This window comes from Methylomarinum vadi (assembly GCF_000733935.1).
Lineage (GTDB): Bacteria > Pseudomonadota > Gammaproteobacteria > Methylococcales > Methylomonadaceae > Methylomarinum > Methylomarinum vadi.
Genome location: NZ_JPON01000001.1, coordinates 1,083,366 through 1,105,258, shown reverse-complemented (window position 1 = coordinate 1,105,258; position 21,893 = coordinate 1,083,366). Strand labels below are relative to the sequence as shown.

General features: G+C 53.0%; 16 protein-coding genes and 5 pseudogenes. 6 read left to right on the top strand and 15 right to left on the bottom strand.

Annotated features, from left to right (window positions below; translation table 11 throughout):
* The first annotated feature begins 28 nt into the window (after positions 1-28).
* Positions 29-1,783: a potassium channel family protein gene (locus EP25_RS0105620; protein WP_051906418.1), complete on the top strand. Its 1,755-nt coding sequence runs from the start codon at positions 29-31 to the stop codon at positions 1,781-1,783.
* A gap of 53 nt (positions 1,784-1,836) precedes the next feature.
* On the opposite strand, the gene ispH is transcribed toward EP25_RS0105620, so the two are convergent.
* Genes ispH through trhP form a run of 5 tightly spaced genes read right to left on the bottom strand, consistent with a single transcriptional unit; the run spans position 1,837 to position 9,053 of the window.
* Entirely contained in the window at positions 1,837-2,799 is a 963-nt protein-coding gene (ispH, locus tag EP25_RS0105615) for a 4-hydroxy-3-methylbut-2-enyl diphosphate reductase (protein WP_031432971.1), read from the bottom strand.
* Between the two features lie 37 nt (positions 2,800-2,836).
* Positions 2,837-3,322, bottom strand: coding sequence for a ribonuclease E activity regulator RraA (rraA, locus tag EP25_RS0105610; RefSeq protein ID WP_031432970.1), 486 nt, complete (start codon positions 3,320-3,322; stop codon positions 2,837-2,839).
* Positions 3,323-3,349: 27 nt separating this feature from the next.
* On the bottom strand, positions 3,350-6,463 hold the full coding sequence (locus tag EP25_RS0105605; RefSeq protein WP_031432969.1) for an efflux RND transporter permease subunit: 3,114 nt from the start codon (positions 6,461-6,463) through the stop codon (positions 3,350-3,352).
* Positions 6,460-7,698, bottom strand: a complete 1,239-nt coding sequence (locus EP25_RS0105600) for an efflux RND transporter periplasmic adaptor subunit (protein ID WP_031432968.1) — start codon at positions 7,696-7,698, stop codon at positions 6,460-6,462. The genes EP25_RS0105605 and EP25_RS0105600 overlap by 4 nt, the downstream gene beginning before the upstream one ends.
* 17 nt (positions 7,699-7,715) lie before the next feature.
* Positions 7,716-9,053, bottom strand: a complete 1,338-nt coding sequence (trhP, locus tag EP25_RS0105595; RefSeq protein WP_031432967.1) for a prephenate-dependent tRNA uridine(34) hydroxylase TrhP — start codon at positions 9,051-9,053, stop codon at positions 7,716-7,718.
* An 86-nt stretch (positions 9,054-9,139) separates the two neighbouring features.
* On the opposite strand from trhP, the gene EP25_RS23425 reads away from it, so the two are divergent.
* Entirely contained in the window at positions 9,140-9,286 is a 147-nt protein-coding gene (locus EP25_RS23425; protein ID WP_160172701.1) for a hypothetical protein, read from the top strand.
* Between the two features lie 50 nt (positions 9,287-9,336).
* Here the strand turns inward: EP25_RS23425 and EP25_RS0105585 are convergent, their stop codons facing one another.
* From EP25_RS0105585 to EP25_RS24025, 3 genes are read right to left on the bottom strand one after another with little or no spacing between them, the layout of a single operon-like run.
* Complete coding sequence (locus EP25_RS0105585; RefSeq protein ID WP_031432966.1) at positions 9,337-9,990, bottom strand: potassium channel family protein; 654 nt, start codon at positions 9,988-9,990, stop codon at positions 9,337-9,339.
* Positions 9,987-10,517, bottom strand: a complete 531-nt coding sequence (locus EP25_RS24030; protein WP_051906416.1) for a potassium transporter TrkG — start codon at positions 10,515-10,517, stop codon at positions 9,987-9,989. The genes EP25_RS0105585 and EP25_RS24030 overlap by 4 nt, the downstream gene beginning before the upstream one ends.
* 40 nt (positions 10,518-10,557) lie before the next feature.
* The gene (locus tag EP25_RS24025; protein WP_051906414.1) at positions 10,558-11,460 is read right to left on the bottom strand and encodes a potassium transporter TrkG; all 903 of its coding nucleotides are present in this window, start codon (positions 11,458-11,460) and stop codon (positions 10,558-10,560) included.
* 112 nt (positions 11,461-11,572) lie between these two features.
* On the opposite strand from EP25_RS24025, the pseudogene tnpA (EP25_RS0105575) reads away from it, so the two are divergent.
* Positions 11,573-12,004, top strand: a pseudogene (tnpA, locus tag EP25_RS0105575) (IS200/IS605 family transposase).
* A 154-nt stretch (positions 12,005-12,158) separates the two neighbouring features.
* Positions 12,159-12,590: pseudogene (gene tnpA / locus EP25_RS0105565) on the top strand (IS200/IS605 family transposase).
* Between the two features lie 232 nt (positions 12,591-12,822).
* On the opposite strand, the gene EP25_RS0105555 reads toward tnpA (EP25_RS0105565), so the two are convergent.
* From EP25_RS0105555 to EP25_RS22885, 4 genes are all read right to left on the bottom strand, one after another.
* Positions 12,823-14,460, bottom strand: a complete 1,638-nt coding sequence (locus EP25_RS0105555) for an IS1182 family transposase (RefSeq protein WP_051906412.1) — start codon at positions 14,458-14,460, stop codon at positions 12,823-12,825.
* Positions 14,461-14,522: 62 nt separating this feature from the next.
* Complete coding sequence (gene corA, locus EP25_RS0105550) at positions 14,523-15,584, bottom strand: magnesium/cobalt transporter CorA (RefSeq protein ID WP_036300272.1); 1,062 nt, start codon at positions 15,582-15,584, stop codon at positions 14,523-14,525.
* A gap of 279 nt (positions 15,585-15,863) precedes the next feature.
* Positions 15,864-17,576 (bottom strand): proline--tRNA ligase, encoded by a 1,713-nt coding sequence (locus EP25_RS0105545; protein WP_031432964.1) that lies wholly within the window; start codon positions 17,574-17,576, stop codon positions 15,864-15,866.
* Positions 17,577-17,648: 72 nt separating this feature from the next.
* Complete coding sequence (locus tag EP25_RS22885; protein WP_200875016.1) at positions 17,649-17,810, bottom strand: hypothetical protein; 162 nt, start codon at positions 17,808-17,810, stop codon at positions 17,649-17,651.
* 144 nt (positions 17,811-17,954) lie between these two features.
* On the opposite strand from EP25_RS22885, the pseudogene tnpA (EP25_RS0105530) reads away from it, so the two are divergent.
* Together tnpA (EP25_RS0105530) and tnpA (EP25_RS0105520) are read left to right on the top strand one after the other, a co-directional pair.
* A pseudogene (gene tnpA, locus EP25_RS0105530) lies at positions 17,955-18,386 on the top strand (IS200/IS605 family transposase).
* A 154-nt stretch (positions 18,387-18,540) separates the two neighbouring features.
* Positions 18,541-18,972 (top strand): annotated as a pseudogene (gene tnpA / locus EP25_RS0105520) (IS200/IS605 family transposase).
* 10 nt (positions 18,973-18,982) lie between these two features.
* On the opposite strand, the gene EP25_RS24150 reads toward tnpA (EP25_RS0105520), so the two are convergent.
* The 3 genes and pseudogenes from EP25_RS24150 to EP25_RS0105495 all read right to left on the bottom strand — a co-directional run bounded on the left by EP25_RS24150 (position 18,983) and on the right by EP25_RS0105495 (position 21,869).
* Positions 18,983-19,384, bottom strand: coding sequence for an ATP-binding protein (locus EP25_RS24150; protein WP_327036913.1), 402 nt, complete (start codon positions 19,382-19,384; stop codon positions 18,983-18,985).
* A gap of 59 nt (positions 19,385-19,443) precedes the next feature.
* Positions 19,444-19,875: pseudogene (tnpA, locus tag EP25_RS0105500) on the bottom strand (IS200/IS605 family transposase).
* A 56-nt stretch (positions 19,876-19,931) separates the two neighbouring features.
* Positions 19,932-21,869, bottom strand: coding sequence for an MASE1 domain-containing protein (locus EP25_RS0105495; RefSeq protein ID WP_051906410.1), 1,938 nt, complete (start codon positions 21,867-21,869; stop codon positions 19,932-19,934).
* Between the last annotated feature and the right edge of the window lie 24 nt (positions 21,870-21,893).

Genomic DNA, 21,893 nt, shown 5'->3' with positions numbered 1-21,893 from the left:
CTTGCACCTTTAGCAATTAGCTCTAGCAATGGTTGCCCCGTCAGTCGATATTTCCCGAGTTTCGTTCATCGTCATGCGCGAAATGCGCGCTCCGCTCATGGCGCTGATTGCCGTATATTCGGTTTCAGTGTTCGGCATGGTTTTCATTCCAGGGCCGGTCGTCGACGGTGAAGTGCAGTACATGAGCATTTTCCATGCCTTCTATTTCATGACCTATACCGCGACGACGACGGGTTTCGGCGAGATCCCGTTCGAGTTCAGCGATGCCCAGCGCTTTTGGGCGATTGCCTGTCTCTATGTCAGCGTCATCACTTGGCTGTATGCCATCGGGAGTATTATTCATCTGATCCAAAACCCCTTTTTCGTCAGGGCGCTGGCCGAATGGCGGTTCGCCAAGAGGGTGGAACGGATCGTCAATCCTTATTTCATCATTTGCGGGTTTGGCGATACCGGCAGCGTGTTGACCCGAGGATTGAGCGACTATGGCATGTCGGCCGTGATCATCGATTCCAGCGAGGAGCGGATCAAGGCATTGCAACTGCGCAATTATACCGTGGCGATGCCGGGTTTATATGCCGATGCCAGCGTGCCCAAACATTTACTGGAAGCGGGCGTCATGCGAAAAAATTGTAAATTCGTCGTTGCCATCACCAATAATGAGGAGGCGAATTTAAAGATTTCCGCGCTGGCCCGTTCGCTGAACCCTAAGGTGGGCATTATTACGATGTCCAAGGTCGAGGTGTTCGAGGAAACGCTGGCGACGCTGGGTGGTGAAGTGCATATCGTCGATCCTTTCAAAACCTATGCCAAGGTTTTGGCGGCGGCGATGCACAATCCGGGCTTCTATGCCTTGAATAACTGGTTGGTGCGCGAGCGTGGAGCCAGTTTGAACAAATATGTCAATCCGCCGTTGGGAACCTGGATTATTTGCGGTTACGGCCGGATGGGGCATGAGGTGAATAGGGTATTGACCAAATATGGGATAAAAACCGCCGTCATCGACCCTCACGACTCGAAGGAAGAAGAGCATATAGAACGCTATATCGTCGGCCGGACGACGGCCAGAACGTTGTCACAGGCTGGTATTGAACATGCGGCCGGAATCCTTGCTGGCACCGATGATGACGGCCATAATTTAGGCATCCTGCTGAATGCGCGCTACTTCAACCGTAAACTGTTTACCATCGTCCGGCAGAATCGCCATCAGAATGCCGTCGCCTTCAACGCCTCCGACGTCGACATGATCATGCAGCCGTCACTGGTGACGGCGCGGAAGATTCTGTTCCTATTGATCGCGCCGTTGTTGAAGTCTTTTTTCCGTTACTTATTGGCCAACGAACCGGGAAGGATGGAGGAAATGGAGCAGGTGATCAGTGAGTTAAGAGCCAAGATAGGCCATAGAACGCCCCATCTGATTACCGTGGACTTTAATCGGGAAAGAAGCCCGGCGGTAATCAAATGGCTGGACGAAGGCAAAAAAGTCTTGTTGGGCGATTTGATGTCCGATCCGCGCGGCCGACATAAAAAACTCGACCTGATTGTGTTTGTCATCAAATCGGACGATAAGGAATATATTCTGCCTAAGGAGGATTACGAGATTAAAGAGGGCGATCAACTGCTGTTTTGCGGAACCTTGTTGGCGCATCGCTTGTTCAATGCCACGATTAACAGCGAATATAAATTGTTCTACATTCAGAACGGCTTGTATTTGCCTAGAGGTTATTTGGCGCGCTGGTGGTTGAAGAAAACCCACAAGAAAGGGCTCGATACTTACAACTATTGATCCTGCCCGCGGAGAGCATCCTGCCTCGGAGCGGGCAGGATGCCTTCAAACGGTTATACCGCCGCCTGTTGTCTTTTCAGCTCTTTCAATTCTTTCGGCAACGAAAAAACCACTTTTTCCTCGATCCCTTGATTTTCGACGATCGATTCTCCTCCCCATTCCTTCAATTGCGAGATGACTTCCTGGACCAAAACTTCCGGTGCCGATGCGCCGGCCGTAACGCCGACCACATCGATCCCTTCCAGCCATTCGCGTTGCAGATCCCTATAGGTATCGATCAAATAGGCGGGTTTGCCCAGTTGTTCGGCGATTTCACGCAAGCGGTTGGAGTTGGAGCTGTTCGGCGAGCCGACGACCAGGATCAGATCGGATTTTTTCGCCAGATCGTGTACGGCGTCCTGGCGGTTTTGCGTCGCGTAGCAGATGTCGTCCTTTTTTTGCTCCTGTATCGACGGGAAGGTCTCCCGCAGGGCGTCGACCATCACCTTGGTGTCGGTCATCGATAAGGTGGTTTGCGTGACATAGGCCAGATTGTCGGGATTGTTCACCTTCAGGTTTTTGACATCTTCCGGCGTTTCGACCAGATAAATGGCGCCGTTGTCGGTGCATTTTTCATACTGTCCCATTGTCCCTTCCACTTCCGGGTGGCCGGCGTGGCCGATCAGGATCACTTCGCGGTCCTGTTTGGCATGCTTGGCGACTTGCATGTGTACCTTGGTCACTAGCGGACAGGTGGCGTCGAATACCGTCAAATTGCGATCCTGCGCTTCCTGCTGAACTTTTTTGGAAACGCCGTGGGCGCTGAAAATCAGGTAGGAGCCCACCGGTACGTCGGCCAGGTCTTCGATGAACACCGCGCCTTTTTCCTTCAAGCCGTCGACGACGGTGCGGTTATGCACGACTTCATGGCGGACATAAATGGGGGCGCCGAACGCTTCTAGGGCTTGGTCGACGATTTCGATGGCGCGGTCAACGCCGGCGCAGAAACCACGGGGATTAGCGAGAACGATTTGCATATCTTGACTTATTTACTAGGTTAATAGACTTGGGATTTTAACCCAATTTTGTTTCGGAGACGATAATTCCATCCTCGTCGGCATACAAATAATGATCTTTTTTGAAATTGATGCCGGCAAAGGTAATCATGACATCGCGTTCTCCCAGGCCGCGTTTATGGCTTTTTTGCGGATGCGTGCTGAGCGCCCTGACGCCGATATCCAGTCGATTGATGGCCACGGAGTCGCGGATGCAGCCGTAAACGATGATGCCTTGCCAACCGTTGCGGCAGGCGAGTTCGGCCAGATTGTCGCCGAGCAGCGCGCAGCGGCGCGAGCCGCCGCCGTCGATCACCAAGACCCTATCTTCGACTTTTTCTGCCAAGACTTCACGCACCAGCGAATTGTCTTCGAAAACCTTCAGAGTGGTAATTTGACCGTTGAACGCCGTTTTTTTGCCGAACGATTGAAAGGTGGGCTCGGCGATTTGAAAATCTTCCTGCCCGGAAAATTGATCGCAAAGGTCTGCGGTAGCAAATGACATGATGTTAACCTTGAGCTTTGTTGCGGATTATACCAGTTTTTCCCGGTAGCGAACAAAAACGCTATGTAAATCTTCATGATAGGATAGTAGCACCGGAATGATCAATAATACCAGGACGGTGGAGAAAATCAGTCCGAAGGCGATCGCGGTGGCCATCGGGATCAAGAATTGCGCTTGCAGCGACGTTTCGAACAACAGCGGCGCCAAACCGGCGATCGTGGTCAACGAGGTCAACAACACCGCACGCAGGCGTTGACAGGAAGCCTCGATCAAAGCCTCGCGGCTGGTTAGTCCGCGGTTGATGAGGTGTTGATAAAAATTGACCAGGATGATCGAGTCGTTGATGACGATGCCGGAAAGGCCGAAGAAGCCGAACAGCGACAATATGGTCAGGTCGATGCCCATGAACAGATGGCCGAACAGGGCCCCGATCAAGCCGAACGGGATCGCCGTCATCACGACCAGCGGCCAGCCGTAGGAGGCGAACACCCAGGCCAATACCAGGTATATCAGCAGCAGGCCTATCAGCAGTCCGTTGCGCATGTCGGTCAGCGTTTCGTTCTGGTCGGCGGCGCGTCCCTCGAAGGAATAGTCGATTCCGTAACGGGAGGCCAGCTGCGGCATCACGTTTCGTTCCAGAAAGTCGATGATCAGGTCGGCGTTATTGATTTTGCTGTCGACTTCGGCGGAGATCTCCACCGCCAGTTTGCCCTCGGCATGGCGCAAAATTTCGAAACCGCGCTTGCTTTGCCACGTCGCCACATTGCTCAACGGCACGCTGTCGCCGTCCGCCAGCCGGATCTCCAGTTCATTCAGGGCGTTCAAGCTTTGTCGTTGTTGTTCCGGCAATTTGACACGAACCTCCACCTCATCCAAACCGTCTTGGAATAACTGAATCAAACGCCCCTCGAAGGCGGTGCGCAATTGCCTGCCCAGGTCGGCTACCGTTAGCCCCAGCGCTTCGCCGGCCGGCGTCAATCGATAAATCAATTGATTGCGGCCATAGGGCATATCGTCTTCGATATCGCTGACCCCGGGGATCGATTGGAGGCGGTTGGCCAGTTCCAGGGCCGCTTGTTTCAGCACTTCGGGTTTGTTGTCGCTCAGCCGTATCGCCAAGTCGCGTCCCGGCGGGCCGACCATTCTCGTCGTGATCGTGAATACATCCAGTCCGGCGGGTTTGATGATTCGCTGCTTCCAGGTCCTGATAAATTCGCTGTTGCGGACGCTCCGTTTATCCGGTTCCGCCAGTTCGAGTATCATCGATGCCATGTGGTCGCCGTTATGTTCCGCCTGGCCGCGGTTGGATATGCCGCTACCGTGGCGGCTGACGGCGGTTATCACCAGTGCTTGGTCGCTGAGTTGGTGATCGGTTTCCCGCAAAGTTTGTTGCAGATGGCCCAGAAAACGGTCGACCTGGTCCTTGGGCGTTCCCGGCACGAAGGAGGCGTTGACATAGAGGATGGCGGCTTCCGGCGACGGGAAGAAATGGAATTTCAAACGCTTGCCGGCCAATAAACCCACCGCGGTGATCAACAGGGCGATAACCAGGCTCAGGGCGATGGCGCGGTTTCGTAAGGTTATCGTGACGAGTTTCCTGAAATAGGTGTTTTTAAAGCGGTCGAAGTGGTCGTTAAAACGTTTGTGCCAGCTGTCGTGCTCTATCCTTTCCATGTGTAAAAAAGAGTGGCGCAGATGGCCGGGCAGCACGAAAAAGCTTTCGATGACCGAGGCGATGATGACCGCTACGATGATCAGCGGGATGTCGAACAAGATTTTGCCAGTCGGGCCGCCGATCAACATCAATGGAATGAAGGCCGCGATGGTGGTGAGCGACGAGGCAATGACCGGCGCGCGCATGCGCCGGGCGCCGCCCTCGGCGGCCAACAGCGCTTGTTCGCCCATTTGATAGTGGGTCAACGCGTCCTCGCCGACCACGATGGCGTCGTCGACGATGATACCCAGTGCCATGATCAATGCGAACAGACTGATCATGTTGATGCTGCCGCCGACCAGCCAGAGGATGAACAATGTGGCCATGAACGACACCGGAATGCCGACCGCGACCCAAAAAGCGACCCGCGAGCTTAAAAACAAATAGAGAATGGCGATCACCAAAACCAGACCGCCGCCGCCGTTCTTCAACAGCAGGTTGATGCGGTCCTTGATCAGTTGCCAGCTCTCGTCGTAAACCTGAAGCTCGATGCCGGGCGGCAGTTTCGTCCGGGTTTCTTCCAGCCAATGTTGAAAAATAGCTGCCGATTTGAAGGCATCGCCATAGTCGGAACTGCGAATGGTCAACTCCACGGCCGGCTTGCCGTCGACCGACAGAGTCACGCCGCCTTTTTCATTCTGGCGCTGAATGACGGCGATATCGCCAAGATTGATGCGGCTGGTCTGGTCGCTGACGATCGGCAGGGAATAAAAGCCCATTTCGCTGCGGCGTTGGTCGAGGCTGCGCAGCTCCGTGGCGCTGTCGTTTTCGCCGAAGGTACCGGCCGGTATGTCCTGGCTTAAGGCTTCGATACGCTGGCCGATTTGGTCCAAGCTGATGCCCAAGCGTTGCAGTTGATCGTGATCGATCTGAATGGAAATTTCCTGTTCCGGCAGGCCGCTGACATCGACTTTGTCGATGCCGCGATCCAACAATTCCTGTTCGAAGCGGTTGGAGAGGATGCGCAATTCGGCCGGATCGTCGGGGCCGTAAAGCAGCAGGCGGGCGACCTGCTCGTAGCGGGCCACGTTCAGGACGCTGGGTTCCTCGGCCTCGGCCGGCAGGTTGCGGAATTCGTCGACTTTCTGTTTGGCCTGATTCAACGCGTCGATGGTGTCGGTGCCCTCGACCAGTTCCAGCGTGATCGTGGAGAGCCCTTGCGCCGAGGTCGAGGTAATCTTACGCAGGTTGTCGATCGATTTGAGGTTTTGTTCCAGCGGTATCGTGATGCCGGTTTCGACGTCCTCGGCACTGGCCCCGCTCCAGACCACGCTGATTCGGATCAGGTCGAGGTCGAAGCGGGGAAAATAACGAATGGTCAGTTGTTGCAGCGCGAACAGGCCGGCGCCGATCATCAGGATCATCAGCAGATTGGCGGCTACCTTGTGATGGGCGAAGAAACCCAGCAGGTCGGGGCGGTGGTTCATTTGACCTCGACTTTCATGCCGCTGACGGCGCCCGGTAACTGGGTGGTGATGATGCGGTCGCCGGGCTGAAGTTCGTCGCTTTTAACCAGCAACCAGGCTTGGTCGTTCCGCATCCGCTCGCCGAGGACGGTGATGTTGGCTGCCTGCATGCGATCATCAATGACACGGTAGACGCGGTTGTTGTCGTAAATGGCCGTATAGGGCAGGGCGATGACATCTTCCTTGACCGGACGGCGCAACACGGCGCTGACGGTGGCGCCCAGCCTGACCCATTCGCCGCCCGACTGGATGCGGAACAAGGCATCGATGCCGCGGCTGTCGGCCTTTCCGGAAAGGCGGTCGAGCATCAGTTCCAGTTTCGCGCCGGCGTAATCGGCCTCGGCCGGTAACGGCAGGCCCTCGGCCAGCGCGCGTTGAATCTCGTGCTGGAATGCGGCCGGAATCTTGGCGCGCAGCTCCAATTTGTCCTTAGGGTAAAGCGTCATCAATAACTGCGCTTCCTTGACCTGGTCGCCGGTTGCCACCGACAGTTTTTCCACATAACCGGCGAAAGGCGCGACGATACGGCTGCGTTCCAGGTCGAGCCTGGCCAGTTCCTCCTCGGCCTCGGCATATGCCAGCCTGGCCTGCAATTGTTGCAGGCGGGCCTCGTGGTCGTCCAGCGCCAGCTTACGATTGGTGTACGCCAGTTGTTGGCGCTTCAGCGCTTCCTGCGCCTCTTCCAAAGCAGCCTGGGATCCCAGTTTGCGTTGTTTCAGTTCCTCGGCGCGAGCGACCGCGGATTGCTCCAGTGCCAAGATCGACTTTTCATGGTTGATGGCGACTTTGTCGTTGCGATAGCGGAGCTGCTCGCTGGCGATCAAAGCCCTCAGCTCCTCGGCCCTGGCCTTGGCCTGATTCAGCTTTGGCTTGAAATCGCGTTCGTCCAGTTCCAGTAGTATTTGCCCCGCGCTGACCGAATCCCCTTCCTTGACGGCGATATTCATGACCCGGCTCTTGCCGGGAGCGGCCGCGTTCAGCAGGGCGGGCGTTTCGACCTGGCCATACAGCGTCAAGGTCGGAGCCAAGGCCTGGGGTTCGGCCGGCAGCGTCTCGACCAGCCAGCTGCGCTCCTTGGATGGGACGGAAGGCGAGCCGGGTGCCGTCGCCGTCAGCAGGGTAAAGATAGCTAGACCGGCGCCGATGATTAGCAGTGGCAACAGCCAGGGTAATTTATAAAGCTTACGAAACTCCATTTCGGAGCAGCCTCCGATTAAAAATAACGCGCCAATAAACCGTGGTCTCCGGCGACCTCGGGCATGGGAACGCGCACCTCATAACCGCCGCCCGGCGCTTCCTGCATGGCATGGCCGTAGAGGTCCTCCATGTGTTCGACGACGATATCCCGGTTGCCTTGCGGGAGGATCATTTCCAAGCGGTCGCCGACCGCGAATTTGTTTTTCACTTTGATTTCGGCGAGTCCGGTGGCGGCGTCGTAACCGGCGATTTCACCGCAAAACTGCTGCTGATGGCTTTTCGAATAACCGGTGATATAGTTTTGGTATTCGTGGGTATGGTGGCGCTGGTAAAAGCCGTCGGTGTAGCCGCGGTTGGCCAGGTTGTCCAACACGCCCAATAATTGCGGCCGGAATTGGCGGCCGGCCAGCGCGTCGTCGATCGCCATGCGATAGGCCTGGGCGGTGCGGGCGACATAATAATGCGACTTGGTCCGACCTTCGATTTTCAGGCTGTCGACGCCGATTTCGACCAGGCGTTGCACATGTTCGATCGCGCGCAGGTCTTTCGAGTTCATGATATAGGTGCCGTTTTCGTCTTCCATCACCGGCATCAGTTCGCCCTTGCGGCCTTCCTCTTCCAGAAAGTAGACCTGGTCGGCCAAAGGATGGCGTTCGCCGCCGCAGCCGCCATGGCTCAAATCGGCCGGCGACAGCGCCGCGCTGTCCAGCACATAATCGCCTTCGGCGTTTTCATGGGCCGGCAGGGTGTCGTATTTCCAGCGGCAGGAATTGGTGCAGGTGCCCTGGTTGGGATCGCGATGATTGAAATAGCCGGACAACAGGCAGCGGCCGGAATACGCGATGCATAAGGCGCCGTGCACGAATACTTCCAGTTCCATGTCGGGGCATTGCTGGCGGATTTCGGCGATCTCGTCCAGCGACAATTCGCGCGACAGAATCACCCGTTCCACGCCCATGCTTTGCCAGAACTTGACGCTGGCGTAGTTGACCGTGTTGGCCTGCACCGATAGATGGACCGGCATGTCCGGCCATTTTTCCCGGGTAAGCATGATCAGGCCGGGGTCGGCCATGATCAAGGCATCCGGTTGCATCGCGACGATCGGTTCCATGTCGGCCAGGAAGGTCTTGATCTTGGCATTATGCGGGATGACGTTGGCGGCCAGGAAGAATTTCTTGCCCAATTGATGGGCCTCGACTATGCCCTTGGCCAGATTCTTTTCCAGAAAATCGTTGTTGCGTACGCGCAGGCTGTAACGCGGTTGCCCGGCATAGACCGCATCGGCGCCGAAAGCGAACGCATAGCGCATGTTTTTTAAGGTGCCTGCCGGGGAAAGTAGTTCGACTTGTTTCATTTAGATTTATAAGATTGCGGAAATGCGCGGTATTTTATCACTTTATCAATCAACGGTATTCGCCGTTTGTTTGCATGGGAGTTACAATGCAATTGATTTTCTTCATTTTTTTTGGGGTAATTCTGGTGTTCGGCGGTGCCTTTGTGTTGCTGAGAACGGCGAAAAAGCCGAAAGTTCCCAAGGCGTACAAACACAAGGTCCACGATGACGAAGAAAATAGCGATGGTTGGTGAGAATATGGCTGGATAAAAGGCCCTTGAGTTTGCCTCTATTTCAGTAAGGTTCAAACTTTACCCGCCGACCATTTTTCGTGCAGTTTCTCGTATTCGTCGGTGGTCGTCACCAGGACAACTTCATCGCCTTTCTTCAATTTGCTATCAGCGTCGATAGGCTGATAAACATTTTCGCGATAGAGGAATATCACTCGCGTTTGTTTCGGCAGGTCCAGTTCGTTGATTGGCACTTCGTTGTTTTCATCGGCGACGAAACTAAATAGCCTGACATTGCTGCGGAACACCGCGGATAATTCCAGAATGTTTCTGCCCGCGGCGATATTGGCCAGGTAGCGAGCGTTGGTCAGCGTCGGGATGATGGTGTCGTTCAGTCCCAACTCGACGCAGATATGTTCGAATTCCGGGTCCTCGATCCGGGTGACGACCCGCTTAACCCCCAGCGAACGGGATACCAGGCTGGCGATAATATTGGCTTCGTCGCTTTTGGTCAGGCAGAACAAAATATCGATGGACGCCGGATCGGTTTCTTTTAGTATGGCCGGCTTGCTGCCGTTTCCATGAATGAATACGCAGTCGATTTTTCCCATCAATTCGTCGATCACCGTTTTATCGCTCTCGATAATAATGACTTCGTGACCGATGCGCAGCAATAATTCGGCGGTTGCCACCGCCAACGAAGAGGCGCCAATAAAGACAACTTTCAAGTTTTACTCCCTACCTTCAGCCAGGTACGTGGATACATAAACAATAAAAAAGCCAAAAACTCGACCCGACCCAGCAACATATCGATAATCAACACCCATTTCAGGCCCGCTTCGAGATGGGGCGAACTGATGCCTGTCGACAGGCCCGTGGTCGAACACGCCGAAACCACTTCAAACAAGGCGTCTAATGGATCATACCCCATTATCAAGAACGGCAACCAGGAACCGAATACCGTGCCGGCGAAGATCAGGATCAGCATCAACACTCTTTCAATCTCGTCGGCTTCCAGTTTATCGTTGCTCAATTGCCGCTCCAGCACGGCATGGGCCGGCAGCGCGGTGCGCTGAATGAAAAACTGCAGTAGCCGCAGGACGATCAGTAAACGGAGAATTTTGATGCCGCCCGCGGTCGATCCGATCGAACCGCCCACCAACATCGAAAAAATCAGACTTAATTTGGAAGCATTATCCAGGGCGGCGACATCGACATTGGCGAAGCCGGTCGTGGTCTGGGCCGACAGCCCCATGACCACCGCACTTTTAAGGCGGGCGATAGCATCCAGGCCACTATCCTTGCCGCAAAAAAAAAAGCAAACCGATCACGGCAAACGACAACAACAGCAGGGCGCGGATTTCCAGGTTGTATGACAACTCTTTAACGCCGTTGCGGGCAAAGCGATAATAAAAGGGTAACGAAATGGCGCCCAGCACGCCGCAAAACACGATCAGGAATTGGACCAACCAGGGATCGATGGCGGCGAGGCTGGCATCGTAAATGGAAAATCCGCCGGTCGAAATGCCGCTTAGCGCATGGGTCACCGCGCTCAACGGATTGCTTCCCGCCAACAGTAGCAAGATGATCGTGAGCAGAGTCAGCGCGCAATAGACGATGAGTAATTTGATCGAATGGCTGCGGGCATTGCCGAGGATGTCGCGGTTATCGCTGATATCGCCCATGGCGAGGCGCCGGGTAGCGATGCCTTGGTCCAGGAACAACAATGCAACGGAAAAAATCACCACCCCCAAACCACCATACCATTGCATCCAGGCCCTGGAAAAGAGAAAGCCGGTGGAATGTTGTTGTACCTGTCCCATCGTACTTAAGCCCGTCGTCGTCACACCCGAAACCGCTTCAAACAATGCATCGATGGGAGTCAATCCTTCTCCGAAAAATGGAAGGGCGCCCGATGCTGCCGACAGGAAAAAAGACAGGGCCGAGATGACCAATACTTCATTGTCCTTGATGCCTTCGGGGGCTTTTAGGCGCGAAAGGGGAAGGCAGATTGCGCCGAGCGCTGTCAACATGATCACTTGGCTGAACATGAAGCGCCAGTCACCGTCGATTCCCGCTACTAAGATCGGCACCAAGCGCAAGACGATCACGACGAGGCCGATACGGGCGAGATAGCGGGTTAAAACCCGGTAGCGAACCGGTTGAGCCAACGCACGGGAAACATCGGATAAAGTCATCTGGAGGGTTGAACCTTGGCGGAATGAATACCTTAATTATCCATCATAAGGTTTAAACCACCGGCTTTAGCCGGTCAGCTTTAGCTGCGATAATTTGCCCAAGGAGGTGGCGATGGACTATAGATACGGCAGCCATACGGTTTACCAAATTGAGTATCATTTTGTTTGGGTTACGAAGTATCGTTATAAAGTGCTGAAGGATGAAATAGCCGAACGAGTGAGAGACTTGGTGCGGCAGACATGCGAAGCCTTTGAGATACGGATTATCAAAGGTGTCGTGAGCAAAGATCATGTGCACATTTTGGTGAGTGCGCCGCCGACTATGGCCCCAAGCGAAATCATGAGGCGAATCAAGGGACGAACTTCGAGCTATCTGTTCGAAGAGTTCCCGCACTTGAAAAAGCGATATTGGGGTCGACATTTTTGAGCCCGCGGTTATTTTTGCGCCACAGTGGGGCAAATGACTGATGAGATGATAAAGCAATATTTGGAGCATCACTTTGAACCTAATCCAAACGATAATTTCAAGATGGAGCCCGACTAAGACGCGTCGTTTAGTCGACGCGTATCCGGACTTTCAGTCCGTTATTGGAACCCACCCGCTTGAGCGGGTGGTTGTTTAGTATCCATCATAAGGTTTAAACCACCGGCTTTAGCCGGTCAGCTTTAGCTGCGATAATTTGCCCAAGGAGGTGGCGATGGACTATAGATACGGCAGCCATACGGTTTACCAAATTGAGTATCATTTTGTTTGGGTTACGAAGTATCGTTATAAAGTGCTGAAGGATGAAATAGCCGAACGAGTGAGAGACTTGGTGCGGCAGACATGCGAAGCCTTTGAGATACGGATTATCAAAGGTGTCGTGAGCAAAGATCATGTGCACATTTTGGTGAGTGCGCCGCCGACTATGGCCCCAAGCGAAATCATGAGGCGAATCAAGGGACGAACTTCGAGCTATCTGTTCGAAGAGTTCCCGCACTTGAAAAAGCGATATTGGGGTCGACATTTTTGAGCCCGCGGTTATTTTTGCGCCACAGTGGGGCAAATGACTGATGAGATGATAAAGCAATATTTGGAGCATCACTTTGAACCTAATCCAAACGATAATTTCAAGATGGAGCCCGACTAAGACGCGTCGTTTAGTCGACGCGTATCCGGACTTTCAGTCCGTTATTGGAACCCACCCGCTTGAGCGGGTGGTTGTTTAGTTAGCATTATCTAGGTTGCCTATGCCAAACTGCTTTTGTCTACAGTATTACAGTCAGAGCCACTTCTTTCTTTTGAAAAAAAGCAGCAGAATGACCGTAATAACGACGAACAACGCCCATAGGAGGGCGTCGTAAAACCCCAATTTCTTTGATTTACCACTGGAAACCGGCCGTATTTTCCACGGTCGGCGAAGTTGGCAAGTCAGTAGTGTAACTCAGCCAAATGTCGACCATTCGGTCAAACGAGCTCATAAACCGGCTAAGCCAATGATATAAAGCACGAAAAAGAGCTGCCACTAAGGCGCGGCTCAGATTGTAAGCCATGGCGTGCAAGGCGAACTCTACTTTGACACCCGCCAAACCTTTACGGCGAAAGCGATTCAAACCTTGGCGACCGCGTAGCTGACTGAAGACGGGCTCCACCATGGCCTGCCGCTGTCGATAGCGTTGCCGAGGTTCGGGCTGGTCCATTTTCAGGCGCAGGGCTTCTTTTTGTGTATCGCTGTCATAGCGTTTGAGGGTGCGACCACTCTCGCTACGCGTGCATTGGGATTTCAGCGGGCAGTCTGAACAGGCATCGCAGGCGTAGACGGTATAAGCGCGGCCACTTTTACCGCCTTTGCAGGTGTGACGGCGAGTCAAGCGTTGTTGCCCCGGACAGCGATAGGTGTCGTCGTCGGCCTGATAAATAAAGCGGCTTTTGGGGATTTGTTTGTTGGATTGTTTGTTCCAATCGTCTCCTTCACTTTGGCCTTCCGGACAAAGCAATTCGATGTTGTGTTGCTCAGCAGTATCCAAGACGCCATTGCTGAAATAGCCAGCATCGAACAGAGCTGTTTCGACGCCTCCCATGGCTTGGGCGCGATCCAGTAAGCCCGGCACCACCTCGGTTTCGCTGGAAGGATGAACGTCGCAAGCCACGATCACTCGATTGTCGTTCGCCAATACCGACGGTTTATAACTGCCGCGAAAGTCTTTGGAGTTCTTTTGCGGCTGTAATACCGCCTCCGGCTCGTTGCTTTGTACTTGGGTCTTGGCCGGATCTTTGCCTTTGGCGGCTTGTTTTTGCTGGCGAGACTTTAGCTCGGCTTGGGCTTGTTCCAATAGGTTCAACCGCTTGCTTGCCGCTGCATCGTCGGGTTTGGCTTGCGCGGCTTCCTGCGCTTGCGCCAAGGCTTGCTTGAGCGCTTCTTCCTTCATCAATTGAAACCGGGAGGACATGGCTTCGATCACGGTACCGTCGCCCGCCAACGTCGTCGTGCCTGAGCCTGTGACTTTCAAAGTACGGCGCGCCAGTTGATCGAAAAATTCGGTCGTCAATGATTCGGCATGCTGATGGACGAAACGGCCAATGACTGAGTGATCCGGCATGATACCGCCACTTAGCCACCAACACCCCACATCGGCTCGAGCTAAACGCTCCAAGTCGCGCAGGCTGCTGATGCCTTGTAACAGGCCGTAGAGAATAATCCCCACCATCGCACGTGGCGCATACGGCGGACGCCCGCCGGGCCGATAACGGGCTTCGAACTCGGCGAAGGATAGCGATTGCAGGAAGGGGCGCAATTTCAACGGGATGGTTAAGCCGGCGTGCTCCAGATGTTCGCCGAGCGGTTTACCGTTGATCGATAAGCCGCGCGGGTCGGGCGCTTCAAAATGGGCCATCGGTTCGCTTGAGTTCGATTGAGCGATCAACTCAGGTAACGGTTCAACCTCGCATTCATCGAATAGCGAATACTGCTTGGCGCTATACAATGTCCTGACGGGTCTAATGTTCACTTCGGCTGCCATTGATCTATTTCTAATAGGTTTGGATAGGGTTATTTTACCGTATGTAGCTGGTTGGGGGGCTTTTACGACAGCCTCCATAGCGAGGGATAGGCCCAGTGCCATTTCAATTCGGGCATATACTCGAAGTTCATGCCGTAAATGCCGGCAATGAACGTGAGCGGTATGAAGATCGAGGCGAAAACGGTCAAAACCTTCATCGTTTCGTTCATTTTATTGCTGAGGCTGCTTAGATAAATGTCCTGCATGGCGGCGATACGTTCCCGATAGGACTCCAGCGAGTCGGTGATACGTAGCACGTGGTCGTGCACGTCGGTGAAATAGCGCAGGGTTTTTTCATCCAGCAATGTGGTGTCGGCATAGTGGATCTGTGTCAATAAGTCGCGCAACGGGGCAATATTGCGCTTCATGGCGATCAGCTCGCGGCGTAGTTGTTGTATAGTCTGCAGGGAGTCGTCGCTGGGGGAGTTTAGCAGACTCTCTTCCAAGGGATCGATGACAACATCGAGCCGGTCTTCGACTACGAAATATTCGTCGACAATGGTATCGAGGATGACGTAAGCCAGATAATCGTTTCCGCCCGTACGTAGCCGGCCCTTACGGTTCTGCAGGCGGTGATGTATCGGTTGGAAAATATCGTCGGCCTTTTCCTTGAACGTGATGACATAATCTTCTAGCAGCAATAGGCTGATTTGTTCGTACTGAAGGTTGAAGCCTTCGGCACCGGCCATGCTGATGCCTTTGACCACCAGATACAGAAAATCCTCGTACTCCTCCAACTTGGGCCGTTGATGCGTGCTAAGAATATCCTCCAGCACCAGGGGATGGATGTTGAAAACATGGCCGATACCCTCGATGACACTGGTGTCGGTCAAACCATCGATATTAATCCAAGTGATGAGCCGTTGGTTTTTGAGGGAAGGCAGTTCGTCCAGCGAGGCGATTTCTTGTTGATGCAAGAAAGTGGCGTTGTATTGGGTGACGCTGATTCGGCATTCTGACAGATGGACTTGGCCAATATGCACCAGCGATCCCGGCGGCAGGCCGGATTTATGTGCGGCGCTGGGTAAGGCTTTCTTGCCGCCGTGTTGACGCGGAGAATGTCGTTTGGAATAAGAAGGCTTCATATGCGATCGGACTTTGCCTTTAAGCGACTTTCTTTATAACGGAAGAAGTGTAGCCCGTAAAGGTTGGATTGCTTTCGATTATGTGAGCGTTGCGGGTTTGCCGCCGCCAACCACTCGAAATTGCTGGTTTTTATGCTGTTCGCACTTCAAATTTCGGTTCTTCTGATGCCCTCATCCAGTCTTCTCCCGGAGGGCGAAGGTGTTAAGGTGTCGAAATTTGAAGCGCGATGACTATATGGGGTTGGGCCGATTCGCCTTAAGGCGAATCGGCCGGATGAGTTATGCCAATTTGTTGTGAATGAATTCGACGACGTCGGCCAACGGAATGTCCTGGCTGGCACTGTCGGTGCGGCCCCGATATTCGATCAGGCCTTTGTCCAGGCCGCGGTCGCCAATCACGAGACGGTGCGGAATGCCGATCAACTCCATGTCCGAGAACATGAAGCCGGCGCGAACCTTGCGATCGTCGAACAACACTTCGATACCGGCGGCCTGCAAGTCCCGATAGATTTTTTCCGCAACCTCTTGCAAGCGATCGGATTTATGCATGTTCATCGGGCACAGGGCGACTTGGAACGGTGCCAGTTCGTTAGGCCAGATGATGCCGTTGTCGTCATGGCCCTGCTCGATCGCGGCGGCGACGACCCGGGAAATGCCGATGCCGTAACAACCCATGATCATGATCTGGTTCTTGCCGTCTTCATTAATGATAGAGGCTTTCATCGCTTCGCTGTATTTGGCGCCGAGCTGGAAGATATGGCCGACCTCGATCCCGCGGGCGATGGTCAGCATGCCTTTGCCGTCCGGGCTGGGATCGCCTTCGACCACCAGGCGAATGTCTTCGACCCGTTCCGGAAAAGGGAGGTCGCGTTCCCAGTTGACGCCTTGATAATGGTAGCCATCGTCGTTGGCGCCGCAGACGAAATCGGCCATCAAGGTTACGCCGCGATCGGCGATGACCGGAATACGCAGGCCGATGGGCCCGATCGAGCCGGGTTTGCAGCCGCAGGCCGAGGCAATCTCTTCGTCGCTGGCAAATTGCAGCGGCGCGGCGATGCCGTCGATTTTTTCCGCCTTGATCGGATTCAATTCGTGGTCGCCGCTTAGCAGCAGCGCGACTAGGCTGTTTTCTTCCTCGCCCCGCACGATTAGCGTTTTCAGGCATTGCGCGGCGGTAATGCCGAAAAATTGGCTGACTTCGTCGATGCTGTGTTGCTGCGGCGTCGCCGTCTTCGCCAACGATTGCGTGGCCGCCGGCCGGTTGCCTTCGGGCGCCAATGCCTCGGCTTTTTCGATATTGGCGGCATAGTCGCTGCTGTCGGAAAAAGCGATCGCGTCCTCGCCGGAGTCGGCCAGCACATGGAATTCGTGCGACACTGCGCCGCCGATCGAGCCCGAGTCGGCGATGACGGCGCGGAACTTCAGGCCGAAACGGCTGAAAATATTGCTATAGGCCTGATACATGACTTCATAGGTTTGCTGCAGCGATTCCTGGTCCAGATGGAAAGAATAGGCGTCCTTCATGACGAATTCGCGCGAGCGCATCACGCCGAAGCGGGGGCGGATTTCGTCGCGGAATTTGGTTTGGATCTGGTAATAGGTGATCGGCAATTGTTTGTAGCTTTTAAGCTCGTTGCGAGCCAGATCGGTAATGATTTCCTCGTGCGTCGGGCCCAGGCAAAAATCGCGCTCGTGACGGTCTTTCAGGCGGGCCAGTTCCGGACCGTATTGCTCCCAGCGGCCGGTTTCCTGCCATAGTTCGGCCGGTTGCAGTGCAGGCATCAATACTTCCAGGGCGCCGGCTTTTTCCATTTCTTCGCGCACGATGGTTTCGACTTTGCGTAACACCCGAAGACCCAGCGGCAGCCAAGTATAGACCCCGGCCGCCAGCTTGCGGATCAGGCCGGCGCGAATCATCAGTTTATGGCTGGCGATTTCGGCATCGGAAGGGATTTCTTTGACGGTGCTGAGAGGAAATTGTGAGGTGCGCATTTTGTTGTTCGAGTTGAATCCAAAATTGGATATTCTACCTTTTAACGGTGAAAAACGGGTAATTCTTTACGATCAGAAGAAGGCGATGATCATGCCTTGCACGGTCGATTCCTCGACGCCGTCGAGGCCGAATTTTCGATACCAATACATATATTCGGTGCCGATGTAGACCTTATCGCTTTTCCAGCCGGCCAGGTCGCCGACGTCGATCAGCATCTGCGGTTGCGTCAGCACATGGAAGTTGCCGGAATGATTGGTGTTGCCGGTCCTGAAATCGGTGAAACCGCGGAATTTGAATTTAATTATCCATCATAAGGTTTAAACCACCGGCTTTAGCCGGTCAGCTTTAGCTGCGATAATTTGCCCAAGGAGGTGGCGATGGACTATAGATACGGCAGCCATACGGTTTACCAAATTGAGTATCATTTTGTTTGGGTTACGAAGTATCGTTATAAAGTGCTGAAGGATGAAATAGCCGAACGAGTGAGAGACTTGGTGCGGCAGACATGCGAAGCCTTTGAGATACGGATTATCAAAGGTGTCGTGAGCAAAGATCATGTGCACATTTTGGTGAGTGCGCCGCCGACTATGGCCCCAAGCGAAATCATGAGGCGAATCAAGGGACGAACTTCGAGCTATCTGTTCGAAGAGTTCCCGCACTTGAAAAAGCGATATTGGGGTCGACATTTTTGAGCCCGCGGTTATTTTTGCGCCACAGTGGGGCAAATGACTGATGAGATGATAAAGCAATATTTGGAGCATCACTTTGAACCTAATCCAAACGATAATTTCAAGATGGAGCCCGACTAAGACGCGTCGTTTAGTCGACGCGTATCCGGACTTTCAGTCCGTTATTGGAACCCACCCGCTTGAGCGGGTGGTTGTTTAGTATCCATCATAAGGTTTAAACCACCGGCTTTAGCCGGTCAGCTTTAGCTGCGATAATTTGCCCAAGGAGGTGGCGATGGACTATAGATACGGCAGCCATACGGTTTACCAAATTGAGTATCATTTTGTTTGGGTTACGAAGTATCGTTATAAAGTGCTGAAGGATGAAATAGCCGAACGAGTGAGAGACTTGGTGCGGCAGACATGCGAAGCCTTTGAGATACGGATTATCAAAGGTGTCGTGAGCAAAGATCATGTGCACATTTTGGTGAGTGCGCCGCCGACTATGGCCCCAAGCGAAATCATGAGGCGAATCAAGGGACGAACTTCGAGCTATCTGTTCGAAGAGTTCCCGCACTTGAAAAAGCGATATTGGGGTCGACATTTTTGAGCCCGCGGTTATTTTTGCGCCACAGTGGGGCAAATGACTGATGAGATGATAAAGCAATATTTGGAGCATCACTTTGAACCTAATCCAAACGATAATTTCAAGATGGAGCCCGACTAAGACGCGTCGTTTAGTCGACGCGTATCCGGACTTTCAGTCCGTTATTGGAACCCACCCGCTTGAGCGGGTGGTTGTTTAGTTCATTATCGTCGGCGACCAACAGGCGTAGGCCATGGCTTGGCTTAACCTCGTTTCGTGGGACAACTGTTGCAAGAGGCTTTTGTTCAGCGGCTTCCTGGCGCGGCAGGCGGACGGTGAACGTACTGCCTTGTCCGGGGTGGCTGGAGAGGGAAATCGTTCCGCCCAGTAAGCGGACCAACTCATAAGTGATGGCTAACCCCAGGCCAACGCCTTCTCGGGAAAAGTCTTGTTGATTGATTTGTATGAATGGCGAAAAAACCAGTTCTTGATGATCGGAAGAGATACCGCAACCGGTATCTTCGATGATGAAACTAAACAACCACCCGCTCAAGCGGGTGGGTTCCAATAACGGACTGAAAGTCCGGATACGCGTCGACTAAACGACGCGTCTTAGTCGGGCTCCATCTTGAAATTATCGTTTGGATTAGGTTCAAAGTGATGCTCCAAATATTGCTTTATCATCTCATCAGTCATTTGCCCCACTGTGGCGCAAAAATAACCGCGGGCTCAAAAATGTCGACCCCAATATCGCTTTTTCAAGTGCGGGAACTCTTCGAACAGATAGCTCGAAGTTCGTCCCTTGATTCGCCTCATGATTTCGCTTGGGGCCATAGTCGGCGGCGCACTCACCAAAATGTGCACATGATCTTTGCTCACGACACCTTTGATAATCCGTATCTCAAAGGCTTCGCATGTCTGCCGCACCAAGTCTCTCACTCGTTCGGCTATTTCATCCTTCAGCACTTTATAACGATACTTCGTAACCCAAACAAAATGATACTCAATTTGGTAAACCGTATGGCTGCCGTATCTATAGTCCATCGCCACCTCCTTGGGCAAATTATCGCAGCTAAAGCTGACCGGCTAAAGCCGGTGGTTTAAACCTTATGATGGATAATTAATTCCCGGTCGTCGTCAAGGACGGAGAGGCTGATATGGCCGCGCTCGGTAAATTTGATGGCATTACCGAGCAGATTAACCAGGATCTGACGCAAGCGTTTTTCGTCCGAATAGAGGTTAGGCTGCCGCAATTTTTTGCTGACTATGAAGTTAAGATGTCTTTTTTCCGCCTTAATCTTGAAAATGGAAACAATATCTTCCAGAAATACATTCAAGTCGAATTGATTTTGCTGAATCTTGATTTTGTTGCTCTCGATTCGGGAAATGTCGAGCAAGTCGTTGATCAGGTTTAATAAATGCTGGCCGCAGTGATCGATGATATTGATCTGTTTCCGGTCGTCGTCGTGTAAATAACTTTTTTGTTGCAGCAATTGGGTAAAACCGAGTATGCCATTCAACGGAGTCCGTAATTCATGGCTGATATTGGAAAGAAAACGGGATTTCGCTTGATTGGCTGCTTCGGCGTGATTTTTTGCCGCCAATAGTTCTGAGGTACGCTCCCGGACCATCGTTTCGGTCAGGAAATAGCGGCCGGTCAGGAATAGCAACCCCGCCCCCAGTAAACAGGTGAACAACAAACCGCTGATGATGACCCACCACAACGACCAGTGAGTTTTATTGTCGATATGGATATTATGCCCATAAAATAGTAGCCATTCTTGGTTGGCGATATTCAATCGGTACTGATGCGTGCTCTTTAATTGAGTCCTTTGGGCGATATTATTATAAATTTCCCGGGCCGTAGCCGAATCGATGATGGCTAGGTCGATATTGGCGAATTGCGAGTCTTTCATAAGTTGATCGACCAGGTTCCTGATATTTAAGGATAACGAGATGATCCCGATAAAATCGATTTGGATATTATTTGTGTGGCGGTATACCGGCGTATATAAATCCACGATGTTCGCGTCGTTTCGCAAATAAAGCGACGATGCGGGGGAAATGATCAACTCGTTGTTCAATTGAGAGAGCAACCGGGTCGGAACTTCGTTTATGTTCAATGCCTGGGCCTCTCCATTCCTTTCATAATATTCCGTTACCAGCTTTTTTTTTAGGTCGTATCTGAGCCAGCGAATCAATTTCAGTTCCGGATATTGTTGTAAGGTGGAACGGGTGAATAGCCTGAATTCATCTTGTTTAATGCGCTCGGAACTGATGAAAAAGCTGTGGATGGATTCTAGCGTTCTGATATGGGTTTGAATGCGTGCGTTAATCGATTGCGTAATAATTTTACTTTGATTGGCGAATTGTTCATGACGGCGGTCGTACTCCTGTTTTTGCACGTAAAAGAACAGCAGGATTACCAGCAGGAAAGTGCCGAGTAAGGGCAGCGTCAGGATCGTCCGCCGTCTCTTCCAGACCGGATTGTTCCGGTAAAACAACGTCAGCACCAAAGGAGTGAAAATCAAGACGCCGATGGTGTCGCCGACCCACCAACTGAACCAGTTTACGGCGATCTCGCGCCAGCTGATGATGCCGGCGAGGAACATCGAACCGATTCCGATTGTCGCCGGAATCAAACAGCTTAGCGGACCTCCCAACAGCAGAAACAAAACAATATCCCTGTCTTTGATCAGGTCGTTGGGAATGCCGATGAAATGCTTGATCAAGCGGTAACCGGTATAAGCGCAAAGCGAGGCGCCACTGCCGGTTGCCAAATAGATGGCCAGCGACTCGGGATTAAAACCGAACGCCCAGGCGCTGATGCAGAAATTACCGATGAAAATGCCAGGCCAGATACGCGGGCCGCATAACAGCATGGCTGCCAATGCAATGCCGGCGGGAGGCCAAACCGCGCCGGCTTGGCTGGGAGGCACGGCCAATTGTAAGCCCAATAAGCCCAGGACGATATAGCTAACCGCTATAAAAAAAATGACTAGCAGAGTCGTCGATAATTTTTGTTGTCCGGAATCCATGGGCAAGTTGTTTTTTTACTTTTT

What these genes read in the sequence shown, in the direction of transcription:
- EP25_RS24025 (WP_051906414.1), bottom strand. Translation starts at nt 11,460, where the DNA reads ATGACTTTATCCGATGTTTCCCGTGCGTTGGCTCAACCGGTTCGCTAC.
- EP25_RS0105545 (WP_031432964.1), bottom strand. Translation starts at nt 17,576, where the DNA reads ATGCGCACCTCACAATTTCCTCTCAGCACCGTCAAAGAAATCCCTTCC.
- corA (WP_036300272.1), bottom strand. Translation starts at nt 15,584, where the DNA reads ATGAAGCCTTCTTATTCCAAACGACATTCTCCGCGTCAACACGGCGGC.
- EP25_RS0105495 (WP_051906410.1), bottom strand. Translation starts at nt 21,869, where the DNA reads ATGGATTCCGGACAACAAAAATTATCGACGACTCTGCTAGTCATTTTT.
- trhP (WP_031432967.1), bottom strand. Translation starts at nt 9,053, where the DNA reads ATGAAACAAGTCGAACTACTTTCCCCGGCAGGCACCTTAAAAAACATG.
- EP25_RS24030 (WP_051906416.1), bottom strand. Translation starts at nt 10,517, where the DNA reads ATGGGGCTGTCGGCCCAGACCACGACCGGCTTCGCCAATGTCGATGTC.
- EP25_RS0105555 (WP_051906412.1), bottom strand. Translation starts at nt 14,460, where the DNA reads ATGGCAGCCGAAGTGAACATTAGACCCGTCAGGACATTGTATAGCGCC.
- ispH (WP_031432971.1), bottom strand. Translation starts at nt 2,799, where the DNA reads ATGCAAATCGTTCTCGCTAATCCCCGTGGTTTCTGCGCCGGCGTTGAC.
- EP25_RS23425 (WP_160172701.1), top strand. Translation starts at nt 9,140, where the DNA reads ATGCAATTGATTTTCTTCATTTTTTTTGGGGTAATTCTGGTGTTCGGC.
- EP25_RS0105620 (WP_051906418.1), top strand. Translation starts at nt 29, where the DNA reads ATGGTTGCCCCGTCAGTCGATATTTCCCGAGTTTCGTTCATCGTCATG.
- EP25_RS0105600 (WP_031432968.1), bottom strand. Translation starts at nt 7,698, where the DNA reads ATGGAGTTTCGTAAGCTTTATAAATTACCCTGGCTGTTGCCACTGCTA.
- EP25_RS0105605 (WP_031432969.1), bottom strand. Translation starts at nt 6,463, where the DNA reads ATGAACCACCGCCCCGACCTGCTGGGTTTCTTCGCCCATCACAAGGTA.
- rraA (WP_031432970.1), bottom strand. Translation starts at nt 3,322, where the DNA reads ATGTCATTTGCTACCGCAGACCTTTGCGATCAATTTTCCGGGCAGGAA.